The following is an 18,195-nucleotide window of genomic DNA, read 5'->3' on the forward strand; positions in this document are numbered from 1 at the left end:
AAATAAACAGCGCTAGCACAAACTCTATTGGGAATTTGAGGGGAATAATGTTAAATAGTGAAGTATTGCTCAGTATAAAATTACAACAACAGCTTTTTGTTGATCCAAAACGAATGCGTTTATTACGTGAAATTGCCGAATCTGGCTCTATCAGCCAAGCAGCAAAAAACGCCAACGTGAGTTATAAAAGTGCTTGGGATCATCTTGAAGCAATGAATAGCCTCAGCCAGATGCCTTTACTAGAACGTAATACAGGTGGAAAAAATGGTGGCGGTACAACACTGACAAATTATGCCAAGCGATTGTTAAAACTCTACGATCTATTGCAAGAAACACAACAAAAAGCCTTTCAAATTCTACAAGATGAACAAATTCCCCTTGATAGTTTATTGACTGCTACGGCGCGTTTTTCTTTGCAAAGTAGTGCCAGAAATCAGTTTTTTGGTACAGTGAAAAGCCTAACACAAGAAGACAATCATTGCGCTGTGGAAATCCAACTTCCCCATTTCGATCAGCCTATTATTGCCTTTATCACCGCACAAAGTGCGGTACGTTTACAGCTTCATTTAGGTAAAGAAGTAATGCTAATGATCAAAGCGCCTTGGGTAAAATTATTCGCTAAAAAACCGCAAAAAACCTGTAATATTTTCACCGCACTTTTATCCCATATCAACCATCAAAATCACACTAATGAAGCAATTTTCACCCTAAATGAGCAATTAGAATGCTGTGCTAGCCTTGACGAACATTCCTCTTTCCAACAAGGTGATAAACTCTTTTGCTATATTGATCCTGAACAAATCGTTTTACTCACCCTCTACTAGCATTGTGTTAGCTAAATAGCCTATTTAGCTAACTGCCCTGCCTCATTTTGATTTTGCGATTTTCGGTATATTTTTTCAAATTTTGAAATAAGATGGCACGTTATAGGCTTGCTTTATTGCATTGCCTGTAACGTGCCATCTCGTTTCATTCCAAATTTAAACGGCGATAAAATAGGTTTATCAAAGAATAAGTTAAAATTTAACGCTGATACTATTTCAATTCAATCGTTAACTCATAGCTAGAAGTCTTATCTTTATAGGAGGCTGCTCGAGGCTGGCCTACTCGTAATTCATATTGCCCTGTTTCTGGTAGCGTATAAGCTTCACCATAAGAATAATCATCATATCCATATAAGAAAGCATCTACATTCCCTTGGGTAACCAGTTTAACAATTAATGTTTGCCCTTTTTTTCCTTCAAAAGGATAACTTTGGAAATCATAGCCAGTAACTTTTCCTTCATAATGTTGAACAAACGCCTGAGTATTTTCAGTCTCTTGTTTAGCTTGAGCTTGTTCAACAACATCTGTTTTTGTTGCAGCGGTATCAGTCTTTGTGGCTTGTTCGCAACCTGATAAACCGACAAGACCTACAGCTAAAAATGCACAGTAAATTTTGTTTAATGTTTTCATCATTTCCTCTCTCGTTAGATAAAAATAGCACACCATAAAAATGGATGGTGTGTCTATTATGTTATCACTTATTTTGTAAAAATAATAAAGTTTCTTTATCTCCATTTACTTTTAGCCATTTTATGTTAGCATTTCCGCTTATTTTTCATTAAAAAATAAGGTGTATAAATGCAATCTTTTGAATTTCATAAAATTTCATTATTTTTAATCGCAGCAGCGAGTACAATGCCATCAAATGCGGAGCAAAATGGAGAAAATAGCCAACAATTAGCGCCGATTTTAGTTGAAACCACCATTTCTCCAACCGCGGTACCCGATCATTATTTGCATACGCAACATAAAATCACCGAACAGCAATTAAAGCAGAACTATTCGACAACCATTGGTTCAGTCGTAGATAAAACCTCAGGTGTACAAAGCAGTTCTTTTGGACCAAATGCAAGTCGTCCTATTATTCGAGGATTATCAGGTCAGCGTGTTACTGTTTTACAAAACAATATGCCGATCAATGACTTAGCTATAGTAAGTGGTAATCTTGCAACTTCTGTCGATCCATTGAATGCAAAAGAAATTGAAATCAACAAAGGAAGTGCCAGTATTCTATACGGTGGACGTAGCCTTGGTGGTGCAGTGAATGTATTAGATAATTCAATCTCTAATAAAATTTCGCATCAAAAAATAAGCGGACAAGTAACCCTAAATAAAGGAATTAATGCGCCAAACCAAGGGCTATTTCAGCTCAATCTGAGTAATGATGAACATTGGGCAGGGCATATCAGTGGAAGTATCAGTAAGATTTCTTCTGTAAAAATACCTCATCGAACCAAATCTTCTGTTTGCTATGATAAAAGCTATCTACAATCTCGGACAGATTTACAGCGTCAATGTCAGGTAAGTATTCCTGTATTAACAACAATTAATCCAGCCTATTTCAAATATATTAGTCAATATTATTTAGATAATTATCAAGATACGAGCTTAGGTCTTACTGAAGAAGATAAATATACGAATAACCGTGGTAATGTTTTTGTGCAAAACCCACCAAATCCTTTATATGTACCAAATAGCCCTTACTATGCAGAGAAATTTGGTGAAATGAAAGAATATCGTTCTTATCCGTACGGAAAAATACCGAATAGCCACTCGCAAACACGTACCTTTACGCTTGGTACGAGTTACATTAGTGATTTTGGTTACTCGGGTATCGCTTGGCATTATTATGATGCGGATTATGGCGTACCGGGGTTTGCTTATTTAAATACCCAAACCATAGATGGTTATGCGCCAGTCAATGTGAAAAATAAAACTCATCGCTTAGACTGGCGAACACATTGGAAAACACCATTTACTGGTATCGATGCCATTGATTTACAAGTAAATTATCAACAAGCTAAAGATAATGAATACCTTGGTGATGTACTTTCTAATGGATTTCAGTCAAAAAATTATAGTTATCGCCTCTATGCAAGCCACCAACCTTTATTTGGACGCCTGATCGGCACAATTGGTACTGATTTTTCTCATCAACACGTACAACCAAATGGAGAAGATGCTTATTTGCCTCATTTAACAAGAAAATCTTATAGTGTATATGGTATTGAAACCCTTGATCTTTCTCCATTTATGCTAGAAGCAGGACATCGTATTGAAAAAGTGCGGTATAAATTAGGTGAGAATGTTGCTGGCACGGCAAGAGGGATAGGTGGCTATTATGCGAAAGATCGTGAATTTTATTTGCAAAATAGTCATCTTGCTCTGCAATTTAATCCAACTGACAATAGCTACCTCAGAATCCAACGCACCTTTGCTGAACGCGCCTTAGAAATGAATGAATTATATGCGAATAATAACCACTATGCGTTATTAATCGAAGAAAATGGTGATGCTCGGCTTGCGAAAGAAAAGAGTAAAACGTGGGAATTTTCTCTCGGATATAGCCCTGATCCTTTCGATATTAGCCTAAACTGGTATCAAACAAAATTCGATCATTTTACTTATTTAGGTTATACCGGTGTCGCACGAAATGGTTTAATGGTAAAAGAATGGCGTCAAACCCCATTTACCTTAACAGGATGGGAATTAGATTTAACTTATACGATGGAAACTGCTCATTTCGGTACTTGGTATTGGCATACTTTTTATGATCAAGTCAAACAGAAGCTCCCTCATCGTCTAACTGGGCTAGGAAACTATTTACCTAATTTACCATCATCTCGATTTGGTGCTGATCTGAATATTGAATATGATCGATGGAAAGGATTTATTTCTGCTATTCATTACAAAACACAAAAAAATGTCAGCAATGAAATTGATGAAAAACTTTCCGTTCCTTCTTTCACACTTGTTGATTTAGGTATCAGCTATACCTATCCTTGGAAACAAACAGAAATTGAGCTTTACCTCAATGTGAATAATATAACGAACAGAGAAGCGCGCTCTAATACGTCATCATTAAAATTTCTCGCTCCATTAGCAGGGAGAAATGCCAGTTTAGGTTTAAATATCAAATTTTAATACTCACAGAAACCACGTCTAATCAGCGTGGTTTCTTTATTTAAATACCATCTGTACTAAAAACATATAAATCACTGTTCCTGCAATGATGGAAAGAAACATATTCTTTTTCCAAAAATGTAACGCTAATACAATTCCCCCTGCAATAAAATCAGGTGCGCCAACATAGGCAGTATTCATATCAATATTTTTATAACAATATACGACAAGCATACCGAACATTGCTGGCGGTAATACTTTACCTAAATAACGAATATATTCAGGAATAGGACGCTCAGCAGGAAAGATCCAAAAAGGTAACCATCTTGTTAATTGAACGGCTAACACAGCAAGAGAAATCGTAATAATTTGTTGAGTTAATGTCATTTTTCCACCTGTTCTAAGGTTACATTCAATTTTGCTCGCCATAAAGTTAAAACTAACCAAATAATCGCTAATGTAGGAAGAAGAAAATAATTTTTACCGACAACAAGCAAGCACAATGATGCCACACCAATACCTAATAACGAACTCTTATGTGATTTTTCCTTAAGCCAATTTTCTGCAAAAATCACTAAAAATAGTGCGGTCATTGCAAACTCAATGCCTTTGAGATCAAAAGGAATAATATTGCCAAAAACATTTCCTAACAGTGCGCCTAACACCCAATAAATATGAAGATAGAGGCTGACAAAAAACATATACCATCCTTTATCTAAATGCGAAGGAATAGTCGCAACATAATTCAGTGAAAAACTCTCATCAACCAGCGAACTAATTAGATACCAACGTTTTTTACCTACGCCACTGCCATATTTCTCCAACATAGAAATACTATAAAAAATTTGACGTAAACTCACCATCAAGGTTAATAAAAAAACATAAACGGGCGTGAATACCCCCATCAATGCCCCAGCAACAATAAACTCCACAGAGCCTGCATAAATCAGTAATGCCATTAAAAAAGGATACCAAGCATTAAAACCTAATCCTTTCATATAAAGCCCGTATGCAAACCCTAAAAATAAAAAACCAACCAACATAGGTAAAGAATAAGGGAATGCCGCTCTTGCGCTTTGCCAAATCTTATTTTGCGTTGCAATCATACTTATCTCGCTACTCTTCTAAAATGGATAATCCGGGCAAGGTTGAAAAACTTTGGGCTTTCACTGTCTCATAAAAATCCTCAACAAAGGCAACCTCTGTATCAGCTTCACGAAATGCCCCATAAAGATTACTATATAACCCTTGTGAAGTGATCTTTCTCGCGACAATATAGCCTCGATCTAAATAAGGTTTTGCTGCCCAAAAAGGTAATGCAGCCACCCCTCTTTTACTCGCTACAAGCTGAATAATCGCAATGGTCAATTCACTTGTTCTACGAGTAGGATTGATCCCCGCAGGCTGCAACACTTTTTTCAGCAAATCTAACATATCATCAGGAACAGGATAGGTAATTAATGTTTGATCAAGAAAATCCTCCGCCTGCCAAACCGCTTTATTGGCAAGAGAATGATCCTTCGCACATAATCCCACCATCTCATAAGAAAATAACGGTTTATAGGTAATACCGACAGTCTCTTCAACCTCCGAAACCACCGCCCAATCTGCACGATGGGTTAATAATAGCCCAACAGGATCAGTATGAAAGCCAGAAACAATATCTAACTCCACTAAAGGCCAATGTTGGCGAAAACTATCCATTGCGGGCATTAACCAGTCAAAGCAAGTATGACATTCTACCGCAATGCGCAGCTCCCCCGCTTCCCCTTGCTTCACTCGTGAAAGATCTCGCTCGGCCTCAATAATTTGTGGTAACACTTCATTTGCTAATTTAATCAAACGCTCGCCAGCCGCCGTAAAGCGTAAAGGCTGACTTTTTCGCTCAAATAGCGCAAGACCATATTGATCTTCCAATAACTTTATCTGATGAGAAAGGGCTGATTGCGTTAAATAAATACGCTTCGCCGCCAAAGAAACACTCCCCGTTTCTTTTAATGCAATCAGTGTTTTAAGATGTCGAATTTCTAAAAATGTGGGTTTCATTAAATGGATTCATAGATATAAAACAAGATAATGAAAATTATACAACAAAAAAGCACCGCACTTTAATGATTAATATAAAGTGCGGTGGTTTTTATTTGAATTAGCTGTATTAGATTAGCAGTTATGTTAGTCTATAAAACCGAAGATAACTCATTGTAAAATCAGAAATCTATACAGAAAAAACTGCTAGAATTTTTTGTACTTGAAGTAACAGCCCGTTTCAGCAGCAAATTTACTGGAAATTAACCCTAATTCAGCCGCCCTCTTTTATCGCAAAATCAGGGAGGTGATTAGCGACCATTTAGCCCAAGATACCAACGAGATTTTTGCTGGTAAAATTGAGCTTGATGAAAGCTATTTTGGTGGAAAAAGAAAAGGAAAAAGGGAACGAGGTGCTAAGGGTAAAACAGCGGTTTTTGGTATGCTGAAACGAGAAGGAAAAGTCTATACGGTTATTGTTGAAAATACTAAGACTAACACCTTACTCCATGTAATTAAAAGGAAAATTATGCCTGATAGCGTTGTTTATACCGACTATTATCATCGCTACGATGTGCTAGATATAAGCGAATTTAAGCATGTCAGAATTAATCATTCAACTCATTTCGCAGAAGCAAAAAATCACATTAATGAGATTGAAAATTTCTGGAATCAGGCTAAACGAGTACTAAGAAAATATAACGGAATTGACAAGAAATCCTTTCCGTTATTCTTGAAAGAATGTGAATTTCAGTTTAACTTTGGGACACCAAAAGAACAGCTAAAAACACCGCGACTTTGGTGTGGAATTTAGGACTAATCTAATACAGCCTCAAAAACAAAAATGCGGTGTCTTTTTAGTGAATTTTTAATTTGTGTTTAGGATAACTTCTCTAGCTTCGCCAATGCCGCAATCAGCCATTTAATTCCTTCTCCTTGGAAAGCGATTTGTAGTCGGGTGTTATTGTCTTCACCTTCCACATTAATAATTGTGCCATTACCAAATTTAGCGTGTCTAACTTTTTGTCCCATTCGCCATTCCCTATCATTTCTAACTTTATGACTATTTAACGAACCGACGGCAGCACGATTATACGCACGCGTCACCGTGCCTCGTAAACGCACTTCTTGAATACAATCCTTTGGTAATTCTTCAATAAAACGAGAGGGAATATGGCGTTCTTCTTTGCCATATAATCGGCGGCTTTCCGCATAACTAATGGTGAGTTTTTGCTTGGCTCGGGTGATGCCAACATAAGCCAGACGGCGTTCCTCTTCTAAACGCCCTGGTTCTTCAAAAGAACGGAAGCTTGGAAATAAACCTTCTTCCACCCCAACCATAAAGACGCGTGAAAATTCTAACCCTTTGGCGGAATGTAATGTCATCATTTGTACACTTGATTCATGGGCTGAGGCCTGTTCTTCCCCAGCCTCTAAAGAGGCGTGGGTGAGAAATGCCATTAAATCTGTCATTTCTTCCGCTTCATCTGGTTTAATAAATTCTCGAGTTGCACTCACCAGTTCTTCTAAATTTTCGATCCGCACTTCACCTTTTTCACCTTTCTCCTGCTTATACATTTCATACAAGCCTGAGTGTTTAATGACAAAATCAGTTTGTGCAAATAGTGGCATTTCTGCACTATCTTGTTGTAAGGAATTAATTAATTCAGTAAAACGCAATAAAGCGGTTGCTGCCCGTCCTGCTAACATATTTTCCTGAATGGCAACTTGAATGGCTTGCCATAGGGTAATTTGTCGCTCACGGGTTAATTGACGTAACACATCTAAGGTTCGATCGCCAATCCCTCGAGCTGGTGTGTTGATCACTCGCTCAAAGGCGGCATCATCAAAGCGATTGGCGATCAAACGTAAATACGCTAAGGCATCTTTAATTTCTTGCCGTTCAAAGAAACGCAATCCGCCATAAATTCGATAAGGAATTTGGGCGCGAATTAAGGCTTCTTCAATAACACGAGATTGGCTATTACTACGATATAAAATAGCACAATCATCTAATTTTCCGCCATCATCGAGCCAGATTTTGATTTGGCTTGCCACAAACTGAGCTTCGTCAATTTCATTAAAGGCGGCATAAATCCCAACAGGATCGCCTTGCTCCCCCTCCGTCCATAAATCCTTACCAAGACGGTTACTATTATTCGCAATTAAATGGTTGGCACTGTTGAGAATATTGCCCGTAGAACGATAATTTTGCTCAAGACGAATGGTTTGTGCATTATGAAAATCTTCTAAGAAACGGTGAATATTTTCAACTTGTGCGCCACGCCAGCCATAAATAGACTGATCGTCATCGCCTACGATCATTATTTTACCCGTTTCTCCCACCAATAATTTGATCCACGCATATTGGATTTTATTGGTATCTTGAAACTCGTCCACCAAAATATGCGAAAAACGCTGCTGATAACGTTGCAAAATTAATGGTTTTTTCAGCCACAATTCATACGCTCGCAGCAATAATTCAGAAAAATCCAACAAGCCCGCTCTATCACAAGCATCTTGATAAATTTGATAAATTTTAATCCAAGTGCGTTCTTGAATATCGCCCTCATCATCAAGTTGATGCGGACGCAAACCTTCTTCTTTTTTGTTATTAATATACCAGCACGCCTGTTTCGGCGGATACGCTTTTTCGTCAATATTATGTAGTTTAATCAAGCGTTTAATCAAACGTTGCTGATCATCACTATCTAAAATTTGAAAATCCTGTGGTAGCCCAGCATCTGCATAATGGGCGCGTAATAGACGGTGTGCAATACTGTGAAATGTGCCAGTCCACATTCCCATTATGCGTTGTGATGAATATTTCGCCAATGTTTGCTCAATTCGATGACGCATTTCTGCGGCGGCTTTATTGGTAAAGGTGACTGCCATTATACTGCCTTCAGAAATTTGCTCTACCGCAATCAACCAAGCAATACGATAAGTTAGCACTCGCGTTTTACCACTACCCGCGCCAGCTAACACTAAGTAATTGCCCAAGGGGGCAGCGACTGCCTCGCGTTGTTTATCATTTAATCCATCAAGTAATTCTGAAATATCCATCACATCACCACTGTTTTTTTATACAGTTTTAAATTATAGGGGGATTTTGCTAAAAGGCAAGAAGTGCGGTGAAATTTTTATGAATTTTCCACCGCACTTTAATTAAGGCAGTAAATAGAGATAAACGGTGATCTCTTCCCTATCGTGATACAGATGCTTTGCTTTAAGTTTGAATTTCATTCCTTGTTGATCTAAGGCTTGTTCAATCATTGTTAGGCATTCTTTCACTTCCGTATAACGTTTTTTCATTGGCAATTTTAAATTAAAAATGCTGGCTTGGCACCACCCATTAATGAACCATTTTGTAATTAATTGTGCAATGCGACTTGGCTGTTCGACCATATCACATACTAGCCAATCAATACGGCGATGTTTCGGTGGTTGAAATTTAAAACCGTCTTCAGCACAATGTTCAATGCGACCCGTTTCGTGTAGGCTCGCTGCCATTTTGCCATGATCTACCGCATAAACAAATAAACCACGTTTAACCAATTGGTACGTCCATCCTCCCGGGCAAGCACCGAGATCAACCGCATACTGATTTTCATTTAAGTATTGGCTTTCTTTTTGTTTAGGAATGAAGGTTAAAATGGCTTCTTCTAATTTTAAGGTCGAGCGACTTGGTGCCTCTGCGGGGAATTTAAGCCGTTGAATGCCCATAAAATATGGCGAATGATTATGGTTGTACGAATACCCTACATAGCACGCTGTTGATTGCAAGAAAAAAACGTGCAACGTTAGGGTATGTTGATGATTGCCTTTGCCCTGTAAAAAGCCTTCTTTTTTCAAAATATTACGCAAAGGTACGGTAAATTTACGACAAAATCCAGACAATTCTTTTGCTTCATTGGTGTCGGCAGTTTCAACAAATAATTCGGTGCTATTTTTGAGTTTTTTCGCCAATTCATCTTGCTGATATTGCAATAAAATAGGGCTAATACGATCTTCAGGTGAGAGATTTTGTAATAAATCTGATACAACAATCATTTGGCGAGCAAAAATCAGTTGGTCAAAAGGCAGTTCTTGTGCCAATCGATCCGCCTCACCAGCCTGATAACATTCAAAAATCACATAACCTGAATTTGGCTCAACACGGGCGAAGCCAAAAATTCCACGTTCGGCTGCTTTATCAGTAATTTCGGCGGCAAGTTCTTTTTCAAAGCCAATACGGCAATATAAGGCAAGTTTATTCATTATTGTTTCTTATTTCTTTAATTATCCATTGGCGAAATGCGAGAATTTGTTCATCATTCGCTTTATCTAATTGATTAACCACATAAAAAGATTTTGGATCTTTGAGTTGGATTGGTAACACCACTTGCAATGTACCACGATCAATTTCTTGCTGAGCTAGCACACGGTTAGCAAGTACAATGCCTTGTCCGTGTACCGCAGCTTGCAAGGCCATAAAAGTATGGCTGAAAATAGGGCCGTGCTGAATGTCCAACGCTTTTAATTGTAAATGATTCGCCATATTTTGCCAGTTATCACGGGTATGAATATGAATCAGCGTATGTTTTTTAAGATCATCTGCTGAATATACCGGCTGTTTAGCCAATAATTTTGGTGAGGCAAGCAAGAGCAAATTTTCCTCTGCTAATTTTTCCACTTGCAGATTTTCCCACGCGCCACGTCCATAATAAATCGCAATATCAATTTCTCGGTTCAGCAATCCTTCATCTTGATCCACGCCTGTCAAGCGAACTTCAATATCTGGATAAAGGGCATTAAACCCACTTAAACGAGGCACAAGCCACTGAATGCCAAAGGTTTGGGGTACACTAATCGCAATATGTTTTTCATTTTTCTGCGTCATTAATTTTTGCGTAACCTCGGACAAACGGCGTAAAATTTCTGTCACTTCTTTGAAATAAATCTGTCCTAACTCAGTTAGCACTAACGCTCGGTGCTGACGTTTAAATAATTCAATGCCTAAAAAATCTTCTAATAATTTAATTTGATGACTCACTGCTGCTTGGGTCACAAAGAGTTCATCCGCTGCTTTTGTGAAACTCAAATGGCGAGCCGCACATTCAAAAGCTTTCAGTGAATTCAAGGGAGGCAAACGTTTATACATAAATTCTTCTCAAATGAAAAATAATCAGTTATACTAACTCACTGATTTATCTATTAGTTTTTTTAATGCAAGGGATAAAAAAATATCCTTTGTTCTCGTCCATACATCTCACTACAATACGCACATACTTAATGATTGGTAATTCCTTATTGGTTAAGAGTTTCGACTTAAGTATGATGTTGTGTTTGCATAGTTCGGGAAACCGAACAGAGTAACTGATTAGTTACTCATTTCACTTCCTGTATATTTTTTTGACCTAATTAGGTTAGACACCGCTCAATTGAGCGGTGTTTTTTTATGTGCGAGATCCTACCACAGTTTCACTTTTCCCCGAAATAGATTTCCTTGTTAGCTGTACAGAAGACATCGTATTTTTTCTAAGAAAAAATAAATTCAAAAATAACCGCACTTTTATTGTTGCAAGTTTTAAATAATGGTGTAGATTAAAACCATTCTGTTGTAACAACATCATTAATAAGGAAATAAAATGACACTAAAAAACATTGACTGGCAAAATCTTGGTTTTGGCTATATCAAAACAGATTATCGTTATATTGCTTACTGGAAAGACGGAGAATGGTCTAAAGGGGAACTCACCCAAGATAATGTGCTTCATATTAGCGAAGGCTCTACCGCATTACATTATGGGCAACAATGCTTTGAGGGGTTAAAAGCATATCGCTGTAAAGATGGCTCAATTAATCTTTTCCGTCCAGATCAAAATGCCTTAAGAATGCAAAAAAGTTGCCAACGTTTACTCATGCCTGAAGTCCCTGTTGAAATGTTTATTGATGCCTGTAAACAAGTTGTCAAAGCGAATCAATCTTGGCTTGCCCCTTACGGCACAGGAGCAACACTTTACTTACGTCCATTTGTGATTGGCGTGGGAGATAATGTAGGCGTAACCCCTGCAAAAGAATACATCTTTTCTATTTTCTGTTGCCCTGTCGGTGCCTATTTCAAAGGTGGAATGAAACCGACTAATTTTATTGTTTCTGGCTACGATCGTGCAGCCCCACAAGGTACTGGTGCGGCTAAAGTGGGCGGAAACTATGCAGCAAGCCTTTATCCGGGCAAATTAGCCAAACAGCGTAACTTTAGTGACTGTATTTATCTTGATCCCGCCACTCACACTAAAATTGAAGAAGTGGGTTCAGCAAATTTCTTTGGTATCACGAAAGATAATAAATTTATTACCCCACTCTCCCCATCAATTTTACCAAGTATCACGAAATATTCTCTGCTCTATTTGGCAAAAGAACGTCTTGGGTTAGACACCCTTGAAGGGGATATTTATATTAATGAATTAGACCAATTTAAAGAAGCTGGGGCTTGCGGAACAGCGGCAGTGATTACGCCAATTGGCGGTATTCAATATGGCGATGACTTCCACGTTTTCTATTCAGAAACAGAAGTTGGCGAAATCACCCAACGTCTTTATAACGAACTGACCGGCATTCAATTTGGTGATATTGAAGCGCCTGAAGGTTGGATTGTTAAAGTGGAATAATTTTCCAAATAAAATCAAAACGAATAAAAAAGGGGCGTTTGCCCCTTTAATCTTTATAATAAATCTAATGCGACCATTCGGCTTGGTCGGATAACGTTATTTTTATCCACTTCTGCCACACCTAAAAACTGATGTTTATCAGAAAATAACCGCACCTGTCCGTAAATCTGTTGGGGATTATCAAACTTCACACGTTGCCCAAAGCCTACGGCTCGGCTTTGCTCAGCAGTTAAAAGCAAAGCGGGTAAGGATTTCACCGCACTGTCGATAGGTAATAAATGCTGATCTAGCAAACTTAAATCCTGCTGTTCGCTTAAGGCGTTAAGATCTTCTAAGCGCATCATCGCTTGCTGAGGATAATCCGCCACCGCAAGGCGGCGAAGCATCGTTACGTGTGCGCCACAACCTAACACTTCACCTAAATCATCAACTAAAGTGCGAATATAAGTGCCTTTAGAACAATGTACTTCCAGCGTTAAATAAGGAGCTTGGTAATCAATAAATTTCAGTTCAAAAATGGTGATAGGACGTGGTTCACGTTCCACGGTAATGCCTGCACGCGCATATTCATATAGCGGTTTCCCTTGATGTTTCAAGGCTGAAAACATTGTCGGCACTTGCATAATCTCGCCACGAAATTGATCAAGTGCGGTCAAAATTTCTGAGATTTCCACCCGCCCTTCTCGATGTTGCACCACTTGTCCATCTGCATCAGAGGTATCTGTACGTTCACCCAATTTCGCCGTGACCAAATAACGCTTATCAGAATCAAGCAAATATTGCGAAAACTTGGTCGCCTCACCTAAACAAATGGGCAACATCCCCGTAGCGAGGGGATCTAACGCCCCTGTATGCCCTGCCTTATTTGCCTGAAAAAGCCGTTTCACTTGTTGCATAATTTGGTTAGAACTTGCCCCTTGTGGCTTATCTAACAAAAAAATTCCGTGAATGTGGCGACCTTTATTTTTTGCTCTACTCATTATTTTTGTCGGCATCTTCTTGGTTATGCGGTTCTGGCTGGTGGCGTTTTTCATCATCACGAATCACTTCACTCACCAAGTTAGACATTCTCATTCCTTCGACCAAAGATTGATCATAAATAAAACGTAGCTCAGGAACGATCCGTAAACGCATCGCTTTCGCCAATAATGAACGAATATAAGGTGCAGCTTTTTCTAACCCTTTCATTCCACTTTCAATAATACTTTCATCTTGATCAAATAAAAAAGTTACAAAAACTTTTGCATAAGCCAAATCGCGCGACACTTCTACATCAGAAACGGTAACCATTCCAATACGAGGATCTTTGACTTCACGCTGTAAAATGACTGCAATTTCTTTTTGTAATTCCTGTGCTACGCGATCTGAACGTTTAAATTCTCTTGCCATTTCCTTTTCCTATAAATAAAAAGAGGATAATGCTTGCCTCGCTTAAGGTGTAACCTATGACGAAAAGCCTATCCCATTTATTGTGTTAAGTAAAAGTGCGGATAAAAACACCCGCACTTTCTCATTCATTAAATTGAGCGTTTAATTTCAACCACTTCAAAGACTTCAATTTGGTCACCAACTTTCACATCGTTGTAGTTTTTCACGCCAATACCACATTCCATTCCATTACGCACTTCTGCGACGTCATCTTTGAAACGGCGGAGAGATTCCAATTCCCCTTCAAAGATCACCACGTTATCACGTAATACACGGATTGGGTTATTACGTTTCACCACACCTTCGGTAACCATACAACCTGCGATTGCACCAAATTTCGGATGACGGAATACATCACGCACTTCTGCAAGACCGATAATTTCTTGCTTAAATTCAGGCTGTAACATACCGCTCATTGCTGCTTTGATTTCGTTAAGTAGTTCATAAATGATTGAATAATAACGCAAATCAATATTTTCATTTTCAATGATACGGCGTGCTGACGCATCGGCACGAACGTTAAAACCAACAATAATCGCATTAGATGCCGCAGCTAAAGTTGCATCGGTTTCAGTAATTCCGCCCACGCCAGAACCAACGACATTCACTTTCACTTCTGCGGTTGAAAGCTCTTGTAAGGCTTGAACGATCGCTTCTACTGAACCTTGAACATCTGCTTTGACAATAACGTTCAATTCTGCCACATCGCCTTCTGCCATATTGCTGAACATATTTTCCAACTTCGCTTTTTGCTGACGGGCTAATTTCACTTCGCGGAATTTACCTTGACGATATAATGCCACCTCACGGGCTTTTTTCTCATCACGTACCACAGTGGCTTCATCACCCGCAGATGGCACACCAGATAAGCCTAATACTTCTACTGGAATTGATGGGCCTGCTTCTGAAATGTCTTTACCATTTTCATCTCGCATTGCACGTACACGGCCATATTCAAAACCACAAAGCACAATATCACCACGGCGTAATGTTCCTGATTGAACTAAGATGGTTGCCACTGGACCACGGCCTTTATCAAGATATGATTCAATCACCACCCCAGTTGCCATTCCGTCTTTCACGGCACTGAGTTCTAACACTTCAGATTGTAATAAGATGGCTTCAAGTAATTCATCCACCCCTGTTCCTTTTTTCGCAGAAACATAAACGAACTGGGTATCGCCACCAAATTTTTCTGCAATTACTTCGTGTTGCAATAACTCTTGTTCGACGCGATCTGGGTTTGCTTCAGGCTTATCAATTTTATTCACCGCCACAACGATTGGCACACCTGCTGCTTTTGCGTGTTGGATTGCTTCAATGGTTTGTGGCATCACACCATCATCTGCGGCAACTACAAGCACGACGATATCCGTTGCTTTTGCACCACGCGCACGCATTGAGGTAAAGGCGGCGTGTCCCGGGGTATCGAGGAAAGTGATCATTTTGCCATCATCTGTTTCAACGTGGTAAGCACCAATGTGCTGAGTAATCCCGCCTGCCTCGCCAGCTGCCACTTTAGCTTTACGAATGTAGTCAAGTAAGGAAGTTTTACCGTGATCAACGTGTCCCATAATAGTTACCACTGGCGCACGATTTACTTTTTCAGCATTCACATCACGATCGCCTAATACGGATTCTTCTAGCTCATTTTCTTTACGTAGGATCACTTTGTGTCCCATTTCTTCGGCTACAAGCTGTGCTGTTTCTTGATCGATCACTTGGTTAATGGTAACCATTTCGCCCATTTTCATCATTGTTTTGATGATTTCAGTGGCTTTCACTGCCATTTTGTTCGCAAGTTCCGCGACGGTAATGGTTTCCCCAATCACCACATCACGGTTTACTGGTGCAGCAGGCTTGGTGAAGCCTTGTTGTAAGCTACTACCTTTTTTACCTTGCTTACCTTTAGCGCCTTTGCCACCTTTAATGTCTTTTTGATTACGACGATTTGATTCACGCTCATTTTTGTTGTTGTCGTCTTCACGTCCGCCTTTTTTCGCTTTGGCAACTTTATTTTTACCACGACCACGATTTTCATTGCGGCGCTCTTCTTCGTCTTCTGCTTCGCGCGCATAGCTTGAAGTCAGATGATAATCTGAATAATCTTCAGAAATTTCATTTTTTTCATCCGCACTTGCTAAATCCGCATAGCGTTTCGCTTCTTCTGCCGCTTTACGTGCTTGCTCTTCTGCTTTTTGACGTGCTAATTCATCCGCTTTACGGCGAAGTTCTGCTTCTTCGGCTTTAAGACGTTCTTTTTCTTCATTAATTGCTTTATTCGCGCTGTCTTTTGCGGTTTTATCCGCATTTTCTTTTGCTTTTTGTTCAGCCTGACGTTTTTCCTGCTCTGCTTTTTCCGCTTCTTTTTTCGCTTTTTCAGCTTCTTTCTGTGCTTTTTCTGCGGCTGCTTTCTCTTCAGCCGCTTTCTTCTCTGCTTCTTGTTTTGCTTTTAAGCGAGCCTCTTCTTCCGCACGAATTGCAGCTTCTGTTGGAACAGTGCGTTTTTTGCGTACCTCTACTTGTACCGTTTTATTTTTACCGGTACTTGTGGTGGTATTTGCCGTAGTTTTAGTACGGCGTTGTATGCTTAATTTTTTCGGTGCATCCGATTTTTTGACTTCATCTACCATAGTTTTTACACCCTTCTTTATTCTTCACTGAACCAACAAATATTACGTGCCGCCATAATTAAATCTGCGGCCTGTTCGGCACTTAATTCTTCAATATCGGCTAAATCATCCACACCTTGTTCTGCTAACTCTTCTAAGGTCGTGATTTGTTTTTCTGCTAATTTGAACGCAAGATGGCGGTTCATTCCTTCAAGATTTAATAATTTATCTTCAATATGCGCTTGTTTTAACGCTTCTTCTTCCGCTAATGCCGCAGCAGTCAAGGCATTTTTAGCTCGAGTTTGTAATTCCTCAACAAGATCTTCATCTTCTAACCCATCAATTGCGGTTAATTCATTAACGGGAACATAAGCAAGTTCTTCTAAGCTAGTGAACCCTTCTTCTACAAGGATTTGAGCAAATTCTTCATCAATTTCTAATGCCTCAATAAAGCGTTTAAGCACTTTATTATCTTCAGCTTGATGTTTTTCATTAAGCTCTTCTGTGGTCATTACATTTAATGTCCAACCTGTCAGTTGTTTGGCTAGACGTACATTTTGTCCATTACGTCCGATGGCTTGTGGCAAGTTTTCCGCTTCAACCGCAATATCCATAGAATGATTATCTTCATCAACAACAATAGACGTCACATCCGCCGGTGCCATTGCATTAATCACAAACTGAGCTGGATTGTCATCCCATAACACAATATCAACACGCTCTCCGCCTAATTCATTGGTAATTGCCTGCACGCGTGAACCGCGCATTCCGACACAAGCCCCAACAGGATCAATACGTTTATCATTGCTTTTTACAGCAATTTTAGCGCGCGAACCCGGATCACGTGCTGCACCTTTGATTTCAATCAGCTCTTCACCGATTTCAGGTACTTCAATGCGGAATAATTCAATAATCATTTCAGGTTTTGCACGGGTAACAAAAAGCTGTGCGCCTTTGCTTTCTGGGCTAACGCGGTATAACACACCACGCACACGATCACCCGGGCGGAAATTCTCGCGTGGTAACATATCTTCACGCAAAATCACCGCTTCCGCTTGCTGACCTAAATCTAAAATAATATTTTCACGGTTTACTTTTTTCACCGTTCCCGTCACAATTTCGCCCTCATTAGAACGGAATTGCTCAACGATTTTGTTACGCTCCGCTTCACGGATTTTGCTACTAATCACTTGGCGTGCGGTTTGCATTGTAATACGGTCAAACGCCACAGATTCAATTTGATCTTCCACATAATCCCCAACCTGTACATTAGGATCATCAAATTGTGCCGCTTCAAGGGTGATTTCTTTTGTTGGATTGGTTACTTCATCCACCACTAACCAACGGCGGAATGTATCAAATTCACCCGTTTTTGGATCGATCACTACACGCACATCAATTTCTTGTTCATATTTTTTTCTCGTAGAGAGAGCAATCGCACTTTCTAAAGCCTCAAAAATTTTCTCACGAGGTAACAATTTTTCATTTGATACTGCTTCCGCAGCTAATAAAATCTCTTTACTCATTTT

At 39.3% G+C, this 18,195-nt stretch carries 14 protein-coding genes and 1 pseudogene; 4 read left to right on the forward strand and 11 right to left on the reverse strand.

Going from position 1 to position 18,195, the window contains the following annotated elements:
• The first annotated feature begins 47 nt into the window (after nt 1-47).
• Complete coding sequence (locus L4F93_RS12090; RefSeq protein WP_250350467.1) at nt 48-824, forward strand: TOBE domain-containing protein; 777 nt, start codon at nt 48-50, stop codon at nt 822-824.
• 211 nt (nt 825-1,035) lie between these two features.
• Here L4F93_RS12090 and L4F93_RS12095 read toward each other — a convergent pair whose 3' ends face one another.
• Nucleotides 1,036-1,458, reverse strand: coding sequence for a PPC domain-containing protein (locus L4F93_RS12095; RefSeq protein ID WP_250350468.1), 423 nt, complete (start codon nt 1,456-1,458; stop codon nt 1,036-1,038).
• 165 nt (nt 1,459-1,623) lie between these two features.
• Between L4F93_RS12095 and L4F93_RS12100 the strand changes: the two genes are divergently transcribed.
• A complete protein-coding gene (locus tag L4F93_RS12100) occupies nt 1,624-3,969 on the forward strand; it encodes a TonB-dependent receptor (protein ID WP_250350469.1) in 2,346 nt (781 codons plus the stop codon).
• A gap of 36 nt (nt 3,970-4,005) precedes the next feature.
• Here L4F93_RS12100 and L4F93_RS12105 read toward each other — a convergent pair whose 3' ends face one another.
• From L4F93_RS12105 to L4F93_RS12115, 3 genes are read right to left on the reverse strand one after another with little or no spacing between them, the layout of a single operon-like run.
• Complete coding sequence (locus L4F93_RS12105) at nt 4,006-4,335, reverse strand: branched-chain amino acid transporter permease (RefSeq protein WP_250350470.1); 330 nt, start codon at nt 4,333-4,335, stop codon at nt 4,006-4,008.
• Entirely contained in the window at nt 4,332-5,054 is a 723-nt protein-coding gene (locus tag L4F93_RS12110) for an AzlC family ABC transporter permease (protein ID WP_250350471.1), read from the reverse strand. The genes L4F93_RS12105 and L4F93_RS12110 overlap by 4 nt, the downstream gene beginning before the upstream one ends.
• Nucleotides 5,055-5,064: 10 nt before the next feature.
• Nucleotides 5,065-5,994 carry a LysR family transcriptional regulator gene (locus tag L4F93_RS12115; RefSeq protein ID WP_250350472.1) on the reverse strand — a complete coding sequence of 310 codons (930 nt, stop codon included), beginning with the start codon at nt 5,992-5,994 and terminating at the stop codon, nt 5,065-5,067.
• A gap of 133 nt (nt 5,995-6,127) precedes the next feature.
• Here L4F93_RS12115 and L4F93_RS12120 point away from each other — a divergent pair.
• Nucleotides 6,128-6,787: pseudogene (locus L4F93_RS12120) on the forward strand (IS1595 family transposase).
• Nucleotides 6,788-6,852: 65 nt separating this feature from the next.
• Here L4F93_RS12120 and uvrD read toward each other — a convergent pair.
• The 3 genes from uvrD to L4F93_RS12135 all read right to left on the reverse strand — a co-directional run bounded on the left by uvrD (nt 6,853) and on the right by L4F93_RS12135 (nt 11,116).
• Nucleotides 6,853-9,039 carry a DNA helicase II gene (gene uvrD, locus L4F93_RS12125; protein ID WP_250350473.1) on the reverse strand — a complete coding sequence of 729 codons (2,187 nt, stop codon included), beginning with the start codon at nt 9,037-9,039 and terminating at the stop codon, nt 6,853-6,855.
• A 102-nt stretch (nt 9,040-9,141) separates the two neighbouring features.
• Entirely contained in the window at nt 9,142-10,233 is a 1,092-nt protein-coding gene (rlmM, locus tag L4F93_RS12130; RefSeq protein ID WP_250350474.1) for a 23S rRNA (cytidine(2498)-2'-O)-methyltransferase RlmM, read from the reverse strand.
• On the reverse strand, nt 10,226-11,116 hold the full coding sequence (locus L4F93_RS12135; protein ID WP_250350475.1) for a transcriptional regulator GcvA: 891 nt from the start codon (nt 11,114-11,116) through the stop codon (nt 10,226-10,228). The genes rlmM and L4F93_RS12135 overlap by 8 nt, the downstream gene beginning before the upstream one ends.
• Before the next feature lie 487 nt (nt 11,117-11,603).
• Between L4F93_RS12135 and L4F93_RS12140 the strand changes: the two genes are divergently transcribed.
• Nucleotides 11,604-12,626: a branched-chain amino acid aminotransferase gene (locus L4F93_RS12140; RefSeq protein ID WP_250350476.1), complete on the forward strand. Its 1,023-nt coding sequence runs from the start codon at nt 11,604-11,606 to the stop codon at nt 12,624-12,626.
• Nucleotides 12,627-12,679: 53 nt separating this feature from the next.
• Here L4F93_RS12140 and truB read toward each other — a convergent pair whose 3' ends face one another.
• From truB to nusA, 4 genes are all read right to left on the reverse strand, one after another.
• Entirely contained in the window at nt 12,680-13,606 is a 927-nt protein-coding gene (truB, locus tag L4F93_RS12145; RefSeq protein WP_250350477.1) for a tRNA pseudouridine(55) synthase TruB, read from the reverse strand.
• Complete coding sequence (rbfA, locus tag L4F93_RS12150) at nt 13,599-14,015, reverse strand: 30S ribosome-binding factor RbfA (RefSeq protein WP_250350478.1); 417 nt, start codon at nt 14,013-14,015, stop codon at nt 13,599-13,601. Before rbfA ends, truB begins: the two co-directional genes overlap by 8 nt.
• A 128-nt stretch (nt 14,016-14,143) precedes the next feature.
• Nucleotides 14,144-16,687, reverse strand: a complete 2,544-nt coding sequence (gene infB, locus L4F93_RS12155; protein WP_250350479.1) for a translation initiation factor IF-2 — start codon at nt 16,685-16,687, stop codon at nt 14,144-14,146.
• A gap of 17 nt (nt 16,688-16,704) precedes the next feature.
• Complete coding sequence (gene nusA / locus L4F93_RS12160) at nt 16,705-18,192, reverse strand: transcription termination factor NusA (RefSeq protein WP_250350480.1); 1,488 nt, start codon at nt 18,190-18,192, stop codon at nt 16,705-16,707.
• Nucleotides 18,193-18,195 lie beyond the last annotated feature (3 nt).

The organism is Avibacterium sp. 20-132 (assembly GCF_023611925.1).
In the GTDB taxonomy this organism is placed as follows: Bacteria; Pseudomonadota; Gammaproteobacteria; order Enterobacterales; family Pasteurellaceae; genus Avibacterium.

Excerpts from the sequence above, each read along its gene's own strand:
- nusA (WP_250350480.1), bottom strand. The coding sequence starts at position 18,192 with ATGAGTAAAGAGATTTTATTAGCTGCGGAAGCAGTATCAAATGAAAAA.
- L4F93_RS12135 (WP_250350475.1), bottom strand. The coding sequence starts at position 11,116 with ATGTATAAACGTTTGCCTCCCTTGAATTCACTGAAAGCTTTTGAATGT.
- L4F93_RS12115 (WP_250350472.1), bottom strand. The coding sequence starts at position 5,994 with ATGAAACCCACATTTTTAGAAATTCGACATCTTAAAACACTGATTGCA.
- L4F93_RS12105 (WP_250350470.1), bottom strand. The coding sequence starts at position 4,335 with ATGACATTAACTCAACAAATTATTACGATTTCTCTTGCTGTGTTAGCC.
- L4F93_RS12095 (WP_250350468.1), bottom strand. The coding sequence starts at position 1,458 with ATGATGAAAACATTAAACAAAATTTACTGTGCATTTTTAGCTGTAGGT.
- L4F93_RS12090 (WP_250350467.1), top strand. The coding sequence starts at position 48 with ATGTTAAATAGTGAAGTATTGCTCAGTATAAAATTACAACAACAGCTT.
- L4F93_RS12110 (WP_250350471.1), bottom strand. The coding sequence starts at position 5,054 with ATGATTGCAACGCAAAATAAGATTTGGCAAAGCGCAAGAGCGGCATTC.
- uvrD (WP_250350473.1), bottom strand. The coding sequence starts at position 9,039 with ATGGATATTTCAGAATTACTTGATGGATTAAATGATAAACAACGCGAG.
- rbfA (WP_250350478.1), bottom strand. The coding sequence starts at position 14,015 with ATGGCAAGAGAATTTAAACGTTCAGATCGCGTAGCACAGGAATTACAA.
- rlmM (WP_250350474.1), bottom strand. The coding sequence starts at position 10,233 with ATGAATAAACTTGCCTTATATTGCCGTATTGGCTTTGAAAAAGAACTT.
- infB (WP_250350479.1), bottom strand. The coding sequence starts at position 16,687 with ATGGTAGATGAAGTCAAAAAATCGGATGCACCGAAAAAATTAAGCATA.
- L4F93_RS12100 (WP_250350469.1), top strand. The coding sequence starts at position 1,624 with ATGCAATCTTTTGAATTTCATAAAATTTCATTATTTTTAATCGCAGCA.
- L4F93_RS12140 (WP_250350476.1), top strand. The coding sequence starts at position 11,604 with ATGACACTAAAAAACATTGACTGGCAAAATCTTGGTTTTGGCTATATC.
- truB (WP_250350477.1), bottom strand. The coding sequence starts at position 13,606 with ATGAGTAGAGCAAAAAATAAAGGTCGCCACATTCACGGAATTTTTTTG.